This is a genomic window from Litorivivens sp. (genome assembly GCF_057445395.1).
Map to the genome: position 1 here is coordinate 1 of NZ_JBVBUV010000082.1, position 15,850 is coordinate 15,850.

General features: G+C 54.1%; 13 protein-coding genes. 4 read left to right on the forward strand and 9 right to left on the reverse strand.

Annotated features, from left to right (window positions below; genetic code table 11):
* The first annotated feature begins 30 nt into the window (after nt 1–30).
* From AC222A_RS16630 to AC222A_RS16640, 3 genes are all read left to right on the forward strand, one after another.
* Nucleotides 31–2,871 (forward strand): pilus assembly protein, encoded by a 2,841-nt coding sequence (locus AC222A_RS16630; RefSeq protein WP_486775285.1) that lies wholly within the window; start codon nt 31–33, stop codon nt 2,869–2,871.
* 109 nt (nt 2,872–2,980) lie between these two features.
* A complete protein-coding gene (locus AC222A_RS16635; protein ID WP_486775286.1) occupies nt 2,981–4,063 on the forward strand; it encodes a sensor histidine kinase in 1,083 nt (360 codons plus the stop codon).
* A gap of 8 nt (nt 4,064–4,071) precedes the next feature.
* Nucleotides 4,072–4,791: a LytR/AlgR family response regulator transcription factor gene (locus tag AC222A_RS16640; protein WP_372748282.1), complete on the forward strand. Its 720-nt coding sequence runs from the start codon at nt 4,072–4,074 to the stop codon at nt 4,789–4,791.
* A 67-nt stretch (nt 4,792–4,858) separates the two neighbouring features.
* Here AC222A_RS16640 and AC222A_RS16645 read toward each other — a convergent pair whose 3' ends face one another.
* The 8 genes from AC222A_RS16645 to AC222A_RS16680 all read right to left on the reverse strand — a co-directional run bounded on the left by AC222A_RS16645 (nt 4,859) and on the right by AC222A_RS16680 (nt 12,758).
* Nucleotides 4,859–5,284: a type IV pilin protein gene (locus tag AC222A_RS16645; protein ID WP_372748281.1), complete on the reverse strand. Its 426-nt coding sequence runs from the start codon at nt 5,282–5,284 to the stop codon at nt 4,859–4,861.
* Between the two features lie 12 nt (nt 5,285–5,296).
* A complete protein-coding gene (locus AC222A_RS16650) occupies nt 5,297–9,130 on the reverse strand; it encodes a pilus assembly protein (RefSeq protein WP_486775287.1) in 3,834 nt (1,277 codons plus the stop codon).
* A 10-nt stretch (nt 9,131–9,140) separates the two neighbouring features.
* On the reverse strand, nt 9,141–9,449 hold the full coding sequence (locus AC222A_RS16655; protein WP_372748279.1) for a hypothetical protein: 309 nt from the start codon (nt 9,447–9,449) through the stop codon (nt 9,141–9,143).
* Nucleotides 9,450–9,451: 2 nt separating this feature from the next.
* Nucleotides 9,452–9,982, reverse strand: coding sequence for a pilus assembly PilX family protein (locus tag AC222A_RS16660; protein ID WP_372748278.1), 531 nt, complete (start codon nt 9,980–9,982; stop codon nt 9,452–9,454).
* Between the two features lies 1 nt (nt 9,983).
* A complete protein-coding gene (locus AC222A_RS16665; protein ID WP_372763876.1) occupies nt 9,984–11,030 on the reverse strand; it encodes a PilW family protein in 1,047 nt (348 codons plus the stop codon).
* Nucleotides 11,027–11,488 carry a type IV pilus modification protein PilV gene (gene pilV / locus AC222A_RS16670; RefSeq protein WP_372748276.1) on the reverse strand — a complete coding sequence of 154 codons (462 nt, stop codon included), beginning with the start codon at nt 11,486–11,488 and terminating at the stop codon, nt 11,027–11,029. Before pilV ends, AC222A_RS16665 begins: the two co-directional genes overlap by 4 nt.
* Nucleotides 11,476–11,988, reverse strand: a complete 513-nt coding sequence (locus AC222A_RS16675) for a GspH/FimT family pseudopilin (protein ID WP_372748275.1) — start codon at nt 11,986–11,988, stop codon at nt 11,476–11,478. Before AC222A_RS16675 ends, pilV begins: the two co-directional genes overlap by 13 nt.
* Nucleotides 11,989–12,263: 275 nt before the next feature.
* The gene (locus tag AC222A_RS16680) at nt 12,264–12,758 is read right to left on the reverse strand and encodes a GspH/FimT family pseudopilin (protein ID WP_372748274.1); all 495 of its coding nucleotides are present in this window, start codon (nt 12,756–12,758) and stop codon (nt 12,264–12,266) included.
* A gap of 181 nt (nt 12,759–12,939) precedes the next feature.
* Between AC222A_RS16680 and lon the strand changes: the two genes are divergently transcribed.
* Nucleotides 12,940–15,333 (forward strand): endopeptidase La, encoded by a 2,394-nt coding sequence (gene lon / locus AC222A_RS16685; RefSeq protein ID WP_486775288.1) that lies wholly within the window; start codon nt 12,940–12,942, stop codon nt 15,331–15,333.
* 83 nt (nt 15,334–15,416) lie between these two features.
* Here lon and AC222A_RS16690 read toward each other — a convergent pair.
* Nucleotides 15,417–15,850: YchJ family protein (locus AC222A_RS16690; RefSeq protein WP_486775289.1), on the reverse strand; the 434-nt coding region annotated here is incomplete at its 5' end.

Consider the following 15,850-nt stretch of genomic DNA (forward strand, 5'->3'; position numbering starts at 1 on the left):
GCCCAGGCGGGTCCACGCTGGTTTGGTAATGTGAAACATTATCAGTTGGGCTTTGACTCAGCTGGTAATATCGCACTTGCCGACGCAACACAGGATCCTTCCGGGACTATTGTGTCTGCTACCAACCCGAACACAGGCGCGATATCAGATGCAGCCATTAGTTTCTGGACCAGTAATACCCCAGCGGGACAAAGTGACTGGCCTACAGCAGCGGATGAAGGCTACGGTTTTTGGGTGAACGACCCGAACGGTGATGGCTTAACCTTTGATGCGCCAGACGGCGACTTGGTTGAGAAGGGTGGTGCAGCGCAGATGGCTCGGGTGGATTACCTGACCAGTCAGGCCGCACGAAAGGTCTATAGTTGTGCGCCCGGAAAATGTGATACCGATGGCTTAATTGCTTTTAACAAGACCAACTTCTCAGCAAACGGTGACACTTGGTTTGGCTTATCTGCCAGCGCAGGCGGTGGAACCAAGGTTACTGCCGGGTCGATAAACAATCTTGTTGTTGATTACACGTGTAATAATTTAGAAACAAATAAAAATAAGCCGGCAAGAATATCGTGCGGCTTTACCGTGACGAGTGGGGTCTTGCCCAATCTGACCCTTTCCAGTGGGAAGGGTAAAAACTCTGTGGTTGGGGACAAGGTTGCAATTGTTGATCGTAACCTACTGATAGGCGACGTTGGTACGCTTGGCCAAACCGATTGTGATCAGCCAAACAGCCCAACAAACGAATTCTGCGAGTTAACTAATTCGAGCGCCGATTCCTTTACCCTTCAGCTGAACAGTATGGCTGATGGCGCTTCCGGCAGCGCCGAAATTACGTTGTACGTAAGCTCGAGAACCGCGTATGTCGAGCAGAGCGCACACGGTTACGCCGCTGGTGAGGAAATTGAGCTTCAGAGCTGCGTCAAAGACAGCAACGAAGCAATTGATTTCAACCTGAACCAGATTGCAACGGGCACAGGCGTATATCTCACCGAGGTAGATACGGTGCTGACAAGCGATACGTATACGGTGCAGCTCGAAAGCCTCGCACTCGGAAGTCACGAAATCAGCTGTAGTAATAGTACGGCATCTCTGACGGCCGATAATCTTATTGACTGGATTCGGGGTGAGGATAACGCAGGCAATGAATCGTCTATTGGTCCCTGCCCACTAAAAAGCGATGGTACGCGAACCTACAATGATGGCTCCGCTTGTTCTATCAGCATTCGTCCATCGTCTCATGGAGACGTGCTGCATTCCCGTCCGGCGGTTATCAATTATGGCGATATCGATAATGACAACGGCAATAACGAAAGTGACGTTGTGGTTTTCTATGGGTCAAACGATGGACTGTTTCGAGCTATTAACGGCAATCAGACTCGTTCAATAAACGGTGTAAGGCCGGGTGGAGAGCTGTGGAGTTTTGTAGCGCCGGAATTTTTCACTAAGTTTAAGCGTCTTTACAATGACGATCCAAGAATTAACTACACCGGCATCGCAGATCCCAACGCGATCCCACGGGATTATTTCTTTGACGGTACAACTACCAGCTTGTTGGACGATCGGCCCTATGACGCTGCTACTACCCCAACGGGTGGCAAAAGGTACGTGTTTTTGAGTGCGCGACGTGGCGGAAATATCATCTACGCCCTTGATGTGACGACACCTACGTCACCGCAGTTCTTGTGGAGTGTATCCGATGCCGATCTGCCAGAACTTGGGCAAACCTGGTCGCAGCCCAAGGTTACTCAGGTGGATGGATATGACTACCCGGTCTTGGTATTCGGTGCGGGCTATGACACGGCCGAAGATAGCGACCCAGCACCGGCTGTAACCGATATTGATGAAGGGCGCGGCATTGTAGTTCTTGATGTCCGAAACGGTGATTTGGTGTGGGGAGCTTTCCCAAGTTGTACCGGGGTCACAGTTCCATCTGGCGCCGCATGTGTGGAAAATAGCAGTTTAAATCGACCGATCGCTGCTGATATCGCGCTCTTTGACAACAACTTTGACGGAAAAACAGATCGGCTCTATGCCGCTGATATGGGCGGTAATATCTGGCGTGTTGACCTAGAGCCCGGCGGGAATAAAGCACCGGCAAATTGGGCACTCACCCAGTTCGCCAGCCTGGGTGGTACTGGCAACAACGCGCGCAAGTTTCTGTTCCCGCCCGATGTTATCCCGACCAAGGATTACGACATCGTTGTTGGGGTAACCGGGGACCGTGAAAAGCCTCTGTATACGGATAACAATACGCCAGGGCTCGCTTATAATGTCGATAACCGTTTCTACCTGATTGTTGACAAGAATGGTGGTGACAGCGTGCCAGCCGGCAATGCGGTTATTACCGAAAGCGACCTGCTGGATAGGACGGCGTTCAATTGTATTGATGCTTCCAATCAGCCGATTGATTGTAGTTATGATGAAACCGATGATCGTTATGAGGACAGCTCTGGCAATGAAGTCACGCTTGTGACATTGACGGAGATTACGTCGGATTTCTCCGGGTTCTATATAACGCTGGAGGGCGGCACGATTGACGGTGACAGTGAAGGCGAGAAGGGGGTCAATGCACCCTTGGCAGTAGCGGGCAAGGTGTACTTTGGTACCAATCAGCCAGATATTCCCACACCGGGAGCTTGCAGTGCAAAGCTGGGCGTCGCAAGGGCTTATTCTGTAGATATATTTAACGCTACAGCAACGTCTAAAATATTTTCTGGAGGTGGTATGCCACCATCGCCGATAGCTGGCTTGGTTACCATTGATGGAGAGACTGTCCCTTTCATTATTGGCGGTGAAGGCCCGACGCCGTTTGACCCAAGTACCCCTGTTATAGATGCTTCTGGTAGTCGACAGCGAACCTACTGGTTCTACAAGTAACGTCCGCTCTGATGTCGCCGGTTTCTACTACGTGATTCGGCGACATCAGGGATAAGTGACGGCGAAGCCGTAAAGGTGTTTATAATGCGGTGACGTGATGTATTCTTGAGTGGACGCTTTGTCAGAGATCGGAAAAACAAGATCGCAACATCCCGATTCGGACAGTTTTTTTCTGCCTGATCTGTGTAATACCCAGTCACTGCTAGTACTCATCATTCTGGCCGAATTGCTGGCGCTGGTGGTAACCAGTTTACAGCGCGGTCTGTGGCCAATGGATTGGCAGTACTTTTCGTTAGTCTCGCTGTTTTGTCTGCTGGTGTTTCTATCTTCCGCCGCCGTGCTGTGTATGGTGCGCGGTGCACTGTCACACCTTCCGCTGCTGCTGGCTGCATCAGTCTGCTATGCGCTGGTTCTATGCGTTGTGGCATTGTATTCCCTGAGCGGACAATGGTTGCTGTCTACCACTGGCTCTGACCCCGGTTTTTACCCCGAGCGCTTGCTTCAGCATCTGTTTATCGGAGCAGTGGTGACGGGTATCGGCCTGCGTTATCTCTACCTGAACTGGCAGTTGCGGCTGCGCGAACACAGTGAAATGCAGGCGCGGATACAAGCGCTGCAATCGCGCATCCAACCTCACTTTCTGTTTAACAGCCTCAACACGATTGCCAGCTTGATCGATGACAGTCCACGCGAGGCTGAACTTGCGGTAGAGGATCTCGCGGCCCTGTTCAGGGCCAATCTGCAAGACAGTCGAGTATTCAGCCAGTGGAGTGCCGAGCGCGATCTTTGCGAGCGCTATCTTCGTATTGAAAGCATGCGTCTTGGTGAGCGCTTACAAGTGCAGTGGTACGACGCCTCAATGAAGAGCGAGACACCGCTGCTGAGTCTGAGTCTGCAGCCCTTGTTGGAAAACGCGATACTGCATGGCATTCAGCGGCTTCCTGACGGTGGTTGTATCATTGTGAGGGCGTCGATCGATGGTGAGCAGTGTTGTATTGCCGTGGAAAACCCTTTGCCAGACAGATCTGCCGCAGAGCGGTCACTCGTGGACGCGTCGGGTAATCACCTAGCCTGCGATAACCTGCGCCACCGCCTGCACAGTGTCTACGGCGATCGCGGCCAATTGCGATTGTCAGAAAAGGATCAGCGCTTTCGGGTGGAAATGCGTTTTCCGTTGGTGCCAGAGGCGTGACTCATACCATGCGTGTAATGATTGTGGATGATGAAGCGCCTGCCCGTAAACGCCTCCGGCGAATGCTGGAACTTCAGCCCGAGATTGAAATCGTCGCGGAAGCAAGTCATGGCGCCCAAGCGTTGGATCTGGCAAAGCAATACAGCCCGGCGCTAGTGCTGATGGATATCCAGATGCCGGGTATGAATGGGCTTGATGCCGCCCGGCAAATGGCGGCGTGGGATCACCCGCCAGCTGTCGTGTTCTGCACAGCCTACGATGAGCATGCGCTGGCAGCCTTTGAAGTGGCCGCGCTGGATTATCTATTAAAGCCTATCGAACAGGCCAAACTCGAAAAAGCGCTGCAACGCGCTGAAAAGCTTACGCAACATAAGATCGACGAGGCCGTGACCGCAGTCAGCCCCCATGTGTTGGTTACGACAGCCCAGGGTGTGGAGCGGTTGGCTCTGGCGGATGTGTATTATTTCAAGGCCGAGCAGAAATATGTTGTTGCAGTACATAGCGGTGGTGAAGCGCTGCTGCGGGAGAGCCTGCAACAATTGGAGCAGGCATGGGGTCAGTATCTTATTCGGGCCCACCGCAACACGTTGATTGCGCGTGATTGCCTGCGCGGCGTGGTTCGTGACGGCGCCAGATACCGGGCATTATTGCGCGGTATAGAGGATGAGCCCGTTATTAGCCGCCGGCACCTGCAAGAGGTAAAAGCTGCGCTGGCAGACGCCGGTTGACGGTCAATGGTTTGCTGACAACGTAAGCTGTAAGGCTTCCGTGCCCCAGTAGTGTTTTTGTGTTTTTTTAGCGCCGCCAGCAATCGGCGACGGTTGTTCCTGTTTTATTGTCGTGCAGTGTACGTGTCCCGACTGAGCTGAGCTGAAGATTGCCACAGCGGTCGTTGGCCATCGAGCCGGTGCGGGTCGCGCGCAGCGTGAAGCTGTTGGCTGTTGGCGTGCCTGTCGCCGCGATCGTATAGTTTGCAGAACCACTATCGGGGGCTTTTGTGGGGAACACCGCAGCGAGATTGCCATCGGTGTTCAAATAAGTCCCGTTAGTTGTGTAGTAGCGCTCCAGCGCCTGTGCACCAGTGGCCAGCGCAGATGCAGCATCGGCGCGCTTGGCTTTTGCTATCTGCTCCTGATAGGCCGGTACGGCGACGCCGGCCAGTACCGCGATTACAGCAACAACTATCATGAGTTCAATCAGCGTAAAGCCTTTACTTTTCATTGGCATTCCTTCTTATTTAAGTTGTCGCCATGACTGTCGGCCCAATGACGTGTTTGAACCTTTTTCCCGGGTGACACCAACGCGACCGCTTGAGCCCGCCACAAACTTGTATTCGACATCCCCAGCGCTGACGATGCTCGGTGCTTCAATGATGTCATCCTGGCCAAGACCGCTTACGGGTAAGTACTCGCCGTTGACCTCGATGAAATCACCGTCGGTAAAGAACATATCATCGTTCATATCAAAAGCGGAATAGTCGAGCCGGCCGCCATTTTGCGCATTGATTTCCATCAGCCAGCTGGTACCGCCGTAGCCACAGGAATCCGGGTTGGGTATTGTGCTGCTGAATATTATGCGGTCAGCGCGCAATACGGGCGATGATACGACGCGTTCCCCATTGCCGTTGGTTGCGCTGGGTGAAATCAGATCCAGTCGCCAACCTTTCGAGGCTGCACTGCCGGCGCCATTGTTACTGATTACACGCACGGATTGCTTGGTCGTTTCGTCGTCGGCGGTAGTACTGGTGTCGTTAACGATATCCGCAAAGCCTTCGAATATAATTGTCTGTTCCAGTAACTGGCTGCGGCTGACCGTATTGCCATCATCGCGAATACCGTAAAAGGTTTGCACCTGTGGGTTGTTGGTGATGAGCTCATCGCCAACCTCGAAAAACTGACCCGTGCCGAAATAGATCATTAAACCACTCTCGGCGTGTCGCCCTACAACCGGGCGAGTTGTGATGGGTTGCGGGTTTCCATCGCGATCTACCGCTTTGAACACCGGCGCGGGGTCCGGTCCTGCGCTGTAAGCCACGCGCCAGCCCGACATCGAGTTATCTGTTAGGTCGAACTTCCACAAGTTGCCAACCAGGTCTCCGGCGTAGACATAATCGGTAATACGGTCTGCATTGGTGTCCACGGGTACAATCGAAGCGAGTCCATTGTCAAAACCGGTGGCGCCCGTGTCTATGGCTTTGAGCAAGGCACCTGTCGCCAGATCAACGATCATCAATTTGACATTGTCATTGCTGTTATAACCGTTTCCGAAAATGGCTACCCATTTGTCGTTGGCTTTCAGTCGCACAATCGTCGGCGCACTCATGGCAACACCGAGCTTGTCGGTAGCTGCGTCACTGGTGGAGAACTCCCACAGCAATGACGATGCATTTACACTGTCGGGCTTGGTAACATCCAGTGCGAAAACGCTTTTACCACCCGCGCCGGTCGCTCCTACGAGTACTGAGCGCCAGCTGCTACTAATGTAAGCGTCTGAAACCAGCGGCGATCCGTCAACGAAATATTGGTGTACATAGTCATTTTTGGTGAGGCTGTTGAGGTTGTCGTACACGCCTAGTGGAATGTACCCAAATACTTCTTTGCCGGTTTTGGCATCAAAACCGTGCAGCATGCCATCGTTACCGCCAACGTAAAGCATCTGTCGGCGGCCACGCTTTCCGTTTTCACCGCGGAAAGCGGCATAGCTGGTGCCCTCAGTTCCTGGTAGAACCGAAAACCCGAAGTTCTCGGTGTCACCAACATAAATGGGGTCAGAGTTAACGATATCGCCGAGCAGCTTGTTACGCACGCGTAAGCCAGTTTCGCTTTCCTTGGACTGATCGCCGCGCAGCCAATTCAACGTGTCTTTCCCATCTTGCTCTGTGCCGCCGCCACTCAACGCGTTTTGTTGGTATGCGGTCAGGTTCAGATAGTTGGCTTCGCTGAAGGCAATGCCCAAGGTAGAGGTGACTCCGGAATCACCGATTGCCGTGAAAACGTTGCGCCCAGTGTGAGCAGGAATAGAGCCGCTGTCATCGGTATCCCAGATTGTGCTTTTCAGGGATCCATCTGGGTTGAGATCATAGGCTACCAGCTGCCCGGACCAGTCGCGGGTATCAAAACGTGCCTGGTAGATCACTGTATTGGTGTTCAGTTTTGTCGAGTTTGTTGCAATGGCGGCGGCGGACGAAAAGGCGTCGACGGATATGGCATTCAATACCGCAGCGAGATCTTTGGCGAACTCTTTGGGGTCATTGGCGCTGAAAAAGCCGCCGCGCGAGTTTATGCCGGCGTGCAGGAGGTCGTCAATCCGAGCATTGCATATCGCCCCCGTGCACGAACCGGTTGCCGGCGAAGGATCTGGCCAAGCTATGGCCTCCCCGGTTTTTACGGCTGCTTTGGCGGTGGCGGGGTCGACACTCCCTTTGACGCCGAGGCCAATGCCAAAGGTAGACATGTGCTGCCAGTAAGCGGGGTTGCGAGCCAGTACCGGTACGTTGTTCTTCAGATCCGGCCGAAGGTCGTTTTTCCAGTAATGCATGGCCACGTCGGCCAGGGTATTGCTCAGAGCGTCGCTGAAAGGTGCCTGAACCACGTATTGTGCGGTCCCGCCGCTGACGTCCACATGGGAAGGACCATTGGTGCCGTCGTTGTTTTCTCGCGCTGCAGCCGTTCCCGCTTCGTGGTTGCTGCCACCAGACCAGTAGCCGTCGGTCATCAGCACGGTGTAGCTGCGGCGGCAGGACAGATGAGGGGTTGCATCACTTGTGCCAGGTTTGGCGCTCCAGGGGCCATCGTTATCGGTTCGCAGAAAATACTGCCCTGCAGTGTCCAGTGCCCGGCGCAGTGGCGTGCCGCCACGGCTGAAAGGGTCTTTGTAGAGCTTGTTGTAGAACTTTTCCTTGTCTTTGCCGACAAACGACCTAACACCTGTGGAGATTACCTTGGTGCTGACCCCGTCAACGTCATTGGCGGCGGTGTTCAGTGTGCCGTAGCCAACCCGCAGCCCCTCGGTCTGCTCAACGAAGGCATAACCGGCAGCGGCTCTGGCCGCTAGTGCCCTTGAGCGATAGTAAGTGTACCAGTTTGCGAAATTGCGAATTTCTTCCGTATAGGTGCACTTAGCACTACCCGCTTCGTCGCAGTCGCGACGGTTTTGACGCCCTTCGCCTCTATAAGTGAGTTCTATGGGGCGTATTTCGGTTTTCTTGTAGCTGCCAAAATCCCACGGGTCATCACCCTGTTGCCAGAAGTAAGTAGCAGGCCAAAAGAATTTGACAGCGGTATCGATATTGCAAGTACCGGCTGCATCGCAGCTGCGCCAGTCGTTGCTGTTGTAGTTGGTATTTGCCAGAACCAGATTACGGCAGTATTCGGGTCCGATGCCTACGCGCTCAGGATGGTGCAATGCACACTCGGGGTTTGCGTCGGGGTAGGTTGTGCCATCCGCCTTTATCCACGGCTCATAAGTTGTGCCGGGGTTGTAATAAATACTGTTCTGTTGCGGTGAACGCGCCCGTGCATTGAAGGCGACATTGTCGACAGTCGCAACATTGTTAGCGTATTCGGTCCCGCCGTAGATACCATCGGCGCGTGGGAAAAGATAGAAGATGTCACCATTAGCTACGTTTCGATGAATGGCCTGATCAGGCATTAGCTCCCAGTGCGTGGAGCCAGAGTCATCCATCAAGAACATGATGTTGGGTGAACTCTGCGAGGTCAAAAACAATGGCAACTGAGAAATCCCGGTGGGTGCCTCTGGGCTGCAATTGGCCTTTTCACCTGTGATTTTAAATGTTGCTCGACAGCCAGGTAGGGTGGTGAATACATTGTCTGTGAACAAAAACTTGTTAAGTGAGCAGGTGGACCAGCTCGTGGATTCTTCTAGGATTTCTACGGTTGTAATTGTACCGATGTTGGTCAGGGTCGTTGTGTTTGTTTGGCTCGGTGAGCCGAAAGCAACTAGCGTTTGTGAAGCTTCACAAGTGTTGCTTTGCGCCTGCGCATTCAAGCCTAGCCCCGCAAGGCTGGCGGCGGTGATCAGACCTTTTACAGCGTGTCCTAATCTCATGAGTTAATCCTCAATCGGGTATTTCATCGGGCTGATGCAAGACACGCAGTGTCGTAACACGGGTACCCGATGTAATAATGTGTACGGACTGGCCAACCACCAGATGTTTGAGTTTCAGTGAAGACTTATTGTCTGGCGCTTTACCGATTAGCGCGTTGGCGCTCATGCGGTAGCCGCGATTATCAATCTCGACAGTATCGCCGCCTGGCAGTGCGGTGATGGTGCCAACAAGATCGCCGGCTGCAGCAGGCAGTGCAAGCAGCAGGCAGGCAGCAAAGAAAAATGGGCTGACAAACCGTACTAATCGGTTCAAAGGCATAATCAATTCCTGCGATAGGTTGTTTGAAGCACCACCATGGAGCGAGTTGTGCTGCCGAATCCACGACCGGTAACACGGAAAGTCTCTTCAGGCGCTTTGGGGCGGTCGGAGTCAAGCCCGCCAACGGTGTTGTCGGTGGCGGGGTATTTTTCTATGACGTATTCCGGCGCGCGACTTGTCCCCTCGATTTTGCTGTTCAGGACAATCCAGCCTGGTGATTTTGGGTCTTGCCAGTCGGGGGTGTCGCAGGCCGCGCGAGTGTCTTCTTTGGGACATACCTCGAAACGTCCATTGCTACCGCTGAAATCCAGCAGTGTTGCCTGCTCAAGTTGAGCCTCGGCTTCTCGCAGGGCGACCTCGGCTGATTGAAAAGCGAGAATGCGGTCGCGGGTATTGCCGGCGATCTTTTCCTGACGTGTGGCTACCTGCATGGAAGATACTGCCAGCAGGGTCAGAACGGTCAGCAGTACCATGGCAACGATTAATACAGCACCGCGTTGCTGCTTTATACTGCGTAGGCGTGTCGACTTCATATCAGCGCACCCGGTTGCGGATGGTAAAGACGTTTTTAATGGCAGCGCGATAGCGTCCATCGGTATTGTTTACATCCTGGCCATTGAAACGCAGTCGCTGTTCGGTGGCTGAGCCCGCCTGCCCGACCACATTTTCTTCTTGGCTGGCGACTAACAGTTCAATCCGCACGCTCTTCACATTGCCCCAGGCTGTAACGGAGGCGGCGTCGACATACGTGTCGACAGCCCCGGTATTGTTAGTGTCTTCACCGTAGGTAATCTGCATATTTTCTATGCCTTCTACCAATTCTGCAGGCGCCAATGCGCCGCCTTGCGAATCCTGCTTGCGGCGTTGCACATACAGTGCGTGAATTGGCTCGCCATCGCTGGTCGTTCTCCCGGTGTCGCGGATAAAGTAGTGAACGGTTTCGACCGCTACAAACTGGGCATCGCCACTGTAGGACTTTGACAAATGCGGCTGTGTGTTGCCATTTGTGGACACCGAATGAGAAATCGTGACGCTGCCGCCGGAGTCTTTAGACATGCTGGTGATGCGGAAGATGTCGCTGCTGACACAGTCAGTAATCATAACAATATCGCCCACATCAAACTTAAACGCATTGGCCCAGACCTGGATGTTGGCGTTAGATGCGTCCATGTTTTTTTCCAGCCGGGCGGAGTCTGCTGAAGCCAATCTTACGGTGATGGCGTCGGTGCCAGGCACTGCGTTGAATTGATTGGTGGCTCCGAGGTTGTCATAGCCAACAATCATTGTGTTTTCGTTGAGAATGTAGTCGTCAGGGGTGTCTACCGCCCAATTGTTTGGCGCTGCGGAGTCAATGGAGGCACAGCCGTGATAACCGGCCATTCGAATATCCTTGCCCATAAAGTGCATAGCATAGCGGCTGGAAGCCTGTATCTGTGCCAGCGCTTCTTGTACTCGATAGCTGGATCGTGTGGCGACAAAAACCTGCACCAGTGCCGCGGAGAGCACGAGTCCAAGTGTAATCGCAATCATGAGTTCAACAAGGCCAAAGCCGCTTTGTGTCTTTCTATACCTCATGGTCATAAGCGGCTCTCAAAGCGAAACTGGGCGAAGTCGTCGCTGTCTGCCTCACGGGTTTCATTGAGCCGCGATTCGTCCCACTGGACAACGACTACAGCTGTGTCTCCATTCACGGTGATAGAACCGGTGCCGGAGGGTAAGCGGGCGGCGAGCTCTTCCCGCCAGTCGCGCAAGTCTTGTGCGATGAAATCCGAGCTCTGTGGGGCTTTGTCGAACAGGGTAATGTTGTAGCGTCCGCCGACAGCCGCTGTGCGATTCGCTCGCATCCTGTCTAGCGCATCATAGGCTAGTAGGGTAGCGTGGGATCGAGTGTTAGCCACGTGGTTAAACTTTATCGCGTTGAGCTGAAGGGAAGCTGCGCCCAAGACGCCAAGGGCGGTGATAAATGTCGCCACCATGACTTCTATTAACGTTGCCCCCCTCTCAGCCTTCCGGTTTCTGGCTGGAGTTATTCTGTACATGCTCTTTCTCTGGCGCTCACATGACCAGTGTAGACCAAGCTTATGTCACGGTCCCACTTGCATTGTTTGCTGGTTCTGTAGGAAAGCATAAAACTTGTCCCAGCAACAGCGTCTAGAAAGCCTTCCGCCGTATATGTGAAGGCGGTGGTATTGTTTGATTCAGTCATTGTTGCCGCAGATTCGAACTTCGAGATTTCCATTATCTCTTCGCCAGCGTCGTAGGTGCCGTCCCCGTCCTCATCAGCCCAGACACGAAAGCCGTCGTGCCAGTCGGCGCCATTGCTAGCGCTGACGGTGACAGAAACGCCTCGGGTAATGGCCTCAGAGCGAGCCAGCTGCAGTCCGCTGAGCAGGCTGCGGTATTCCGTTGCCGAGCGTGAAGATTGCACAAACTCGAAAAAGTTAGGGCCAGCTGAGCCCAGTAGAATGGCGGCTATCGCGATGCCGGTGAGCAGTTCGACCAGGGTGAAGCCCTGAGTGTTTTTGCGTTGAGTGTTCATGTCTTACCCCCTGTTGTCGGTTTAAACCGACTTTGTGTTTGAAGCGGTGTGTCACTAATGTCGCACCGCGTGTAGTAATGGTAGGTATTGGGGCGCTTTTAAAACATTCGTAGATACGCGTACTCGGGGTTCGGAATTCGAGATAACAAGCCGTCATAAGTAAGTAAGCGCTAACTTCATAGGTCGAAATACGGTGCCTGAGCCCCAAAAAAAGCGCCACCCGAAGGTGGCGTGGAAGCATGCGCGTAATGCGCCAGGGATAACTGGCCAGTGGTTTAAAGGCAGCCACTGTCCTTAAGCGTGGTACGACCGGTGTATTTCACCTTGATCTCGTGGTTCCAGTTGCAGCCGGCTTCGGCTAAATAGTCGAAAGTAATAGCGGTGCGGGCAAAGCCGCGGGTGTCAAAACTGAATTCGGTACGCTCTGAGCGCTCTTTCAGGGAGGCGCCGGTGATCAGGGCTGGCAGGCGGTAGAGCAGTTCGTCTTCGCTCATGGCCTTATCGCCGTTGTGATCCACCCAAATTTGCATGCCCTGTGACCAATCGGCGTCGTGGGCGCTGACAATGACCTGTTTGCGCAGGGTAACCGCTTGCGAGCGCGCCAGGTTCAAGGCTCTGGCAATCTCTTCGGTTTCGGTGGTAGCACGGTTGTCGAGCACGATGGCGGTAACCTGAGGTACAACAGCGCCGAAAAGTACGCCTACAACGGCCAGGGCAATGATGCCGTTGATGAGTGAAAACCCTCGCTGATTGGTCGCTGTGCTGTTCATGTTTACTACCCCCGTAGTGAATTTTTTGTGTAATGCTTGTATGGGATCCATGTTAGGACTACTACACAGTCTGGGTAATCCGGGAATCTACCTAAGTGCTTCAGGGGATGCCGAGGGGCTTGAGCTTTTCCAGATCAGCCCCATATAGGCATTCTGGCCTTGAACGAAGTTGAGGATGGACATGGCAGACAGAAGTGATAACGACAATGTGCTGGATGGGGAAATGGTCAACCACGGCGATACCGGGCTGGTAATCCCCGATTCCGTGCTGCCTTCGGTGCTTTATCTCCTGCCGGTGCCCAAGCGCCCCTTCTTCCCCGCCCAGGTGCAGCCGATTCTGCTCGAGATGAAGCTCTGGGAGGACACCCTGAAGCGGGTGGGAGAAAAGCAGAACCATGTGATGGGGCTGCTCTACTGCGGCGAGGATAATGCTCAGGAAATAGACCCCGATTCCGCCCCTTCGATTGGCTGTGCGGTGCGTGTGCATCACGCCCACCAGGAAAAAGACACGGCCCAGATTGTGGTGCAGGGCCTCAAACGCTTTCGTATACGCCGCTGGATCAGCCGCAAACCCCCCTATATTGTAGAGGTGGACTATCCGGACAATATCGGCGAGCGCGACACCGATGAGGTGAAGGCCTACGCTATGGCGGTCATCCGCGCCATCAAAGAGCTGCTGGCCATCAACCCCCTCTACAGCGAAGAGCTTAAACAGTATCTGTCGCGCTTCAGCCCCAACGAGCCCTCACTGCTGGTGGACTTTGCCGCTGCTATTACCAGTGCCAACGGTGACGACCTGCAGGACATCATGGATACCTTGCCGCTGCTGCGGCGCATGGAAAAAGTGCTTCTGCTGCTGAAAAAAGAACGTGAAGTGGCTGAATTACAAGGGAAAATTAGCGAGCAGGTTAACGAAAAGATCAATAAGAACCAGCGTGAGTTCTTCCTTAAGGAGCAGCTCAAGGTCATTCAAAAAGAGCTGGGTATCTCCAAAGATGATCGCACCGCTGATGTTGAGGAATTCCGCGAGCGACTGGAAGGCAAACAGGTGCCAGAGGCCGCCCGCAAGAAGATTGATGACGAACTGCACAAACTGGAAGTGCTGGAAACCGGCTCACCGGAATACGGGGTTACCCGAAATTACCTCGATTGGGCCACCGCGCTGCCTTGGGGTGTCTACTCCGAAGACAAGCTGGATTTGAAGCGTGCACGCAAGGTGCTCAATCTGCACCATCAGGGGCTGGATGACGTTAAAGACCGCATTACCGAATTTCTCGCCGTGGGCAAGTTCAAGGGCACGGTGGCCGGGTCCATCATTTTGCTGGTAGGCCCGCCCGGCGTGGGTAAAACCTCCATTGGGCGCTCCATCGCCGAGGCCCTGGGCCGCAAGTTCTATCGCTTTAGTTTAGGCGGTATGCGCGATGAAGCCGAGATCAAGGGTCACCGCCGCACCTATATAGGCGCCATGCCCGGCAAACTGGTGCAGGCCTTGAAAGACGTGGAGACCGCCAACCCGGTGATCATGCTCGACGAAATCGACAAGGTAGGCGCCTCCTATCAGGGCGACCCGGCATCGGCGCTTCTGGAGGTGCTGGACCCAGAGCAGAACGTGGAATTCCTCGATCACTATCTGGATATGCGCTTTGATCTGTCCAAAGTGCTGTTCGTGTGTACCGCCAACCAGCTTGATACCATTCCCGGCCCGCTGCTGGATCGGATGGAAACCATCCGTCTGGCGGGCTATCTGGCCGAGGAAAAGCTCGATATCGCCCGCAAGCACCTGTGGCCACGGCTGCTGGAGCGCAACGGCATTAACAAGAAACGTCTCAGCATCAACGCCGCTGCCCTGCGTCACGTAATAGATGGCTACGCCCGCGAAGCCGGCGTGCGCAACCTGGAAAAACAACTGGGCCGCATCGTGCGCAAGGCCGCCGTGCAATTGCTGGAAGACGAGGCGCTGATATTGAAGGTAGGTAAGGACGAGGTAGAAGATTTTCTCGGCAAGCCAGTCTTCAAAAAGGAAAAGCCTCAGCAGGGCATCGGTGTGGTGAATGGCCTTGCCTGGACCGCCATGGGCGGCGCCACACTGGGTGTGGAATGCACGCGGGTGCACAGCCTCAACCGCAACTTCAAACTCTCCGGTCAGCTCGGTGATGTGATGAAAGAGTCGGCAGACATAGCCTACAGCTATGTGATGGCCAATCTGAAAGCCTTTGGCGGCGATCCGGCTTTCTTTGACGAGGCGACCGTACATTTGCACGTACCCGAAGGCGCAACCCCCAAAGATGGCCCCAGCGCCGGTATCACCATGGCCAGTGCGCTGCTGTCGCTGGCGCTGAACAAAGCCCCCAAAAGCGGATTCGCCATGACCGGCGAACTCACATTAACCGGGCAAGTATTGCCGGTGGGCGGCATCCGCGAAAAAGTGATTGCGGCAAAACGTATCGGTATTAAGAAAGTGATTCTGCCAGAGGATAACCGGCGGGATTTTGAGGAATTGCCGGACTATGTAAGGAAGGGCGTTACTGCGCATTTTGCAGAGCGCTACGATCAGGTGCGGGAAATTTTGTTCTAACGTGGCGTTATTCGCCTGCAGGGCATGCTCCTACCATTGCGCGGAATTCGCTCGGTAGGAGCTGGCCTCGCTGGACTCTAGATCTATGAGCGCCCGTGACATTTCTTATGTTTTTTCCCACTACGACACCAGCACGGATCGTTACGCCCGAAACTCAGCGGCGCTAAAAACTCCCCGCTCACATAAATCCATTGCCCATCGCGTTTTTCAAACGCAGAGCGTTCGTGTAACTGTTCGGGGCTGCCACCGGTCTGAAAAAAAGCAGCAAACTCGACAATGCCTTTGTCGTCAATTTCACTGCCATGCTCAGTGTCCAGCACATGCAATGCCAGCCATCGCGTGTTTTTACAGCTGTTTTCCAGCAGGGCACGCTCGCCAGGTTCGTGGCTTTCGCTGGCGCTGGTCTGCAGTAAGTAATCAACGGCGCCCGTGACAAAAGCGCTGTAACGCGATCGCATCAAGGCCTCGGCAGTCGGTGCGAAGGCCTTGCCGTTTAGTAGCGGTTGGCAGCATTGCT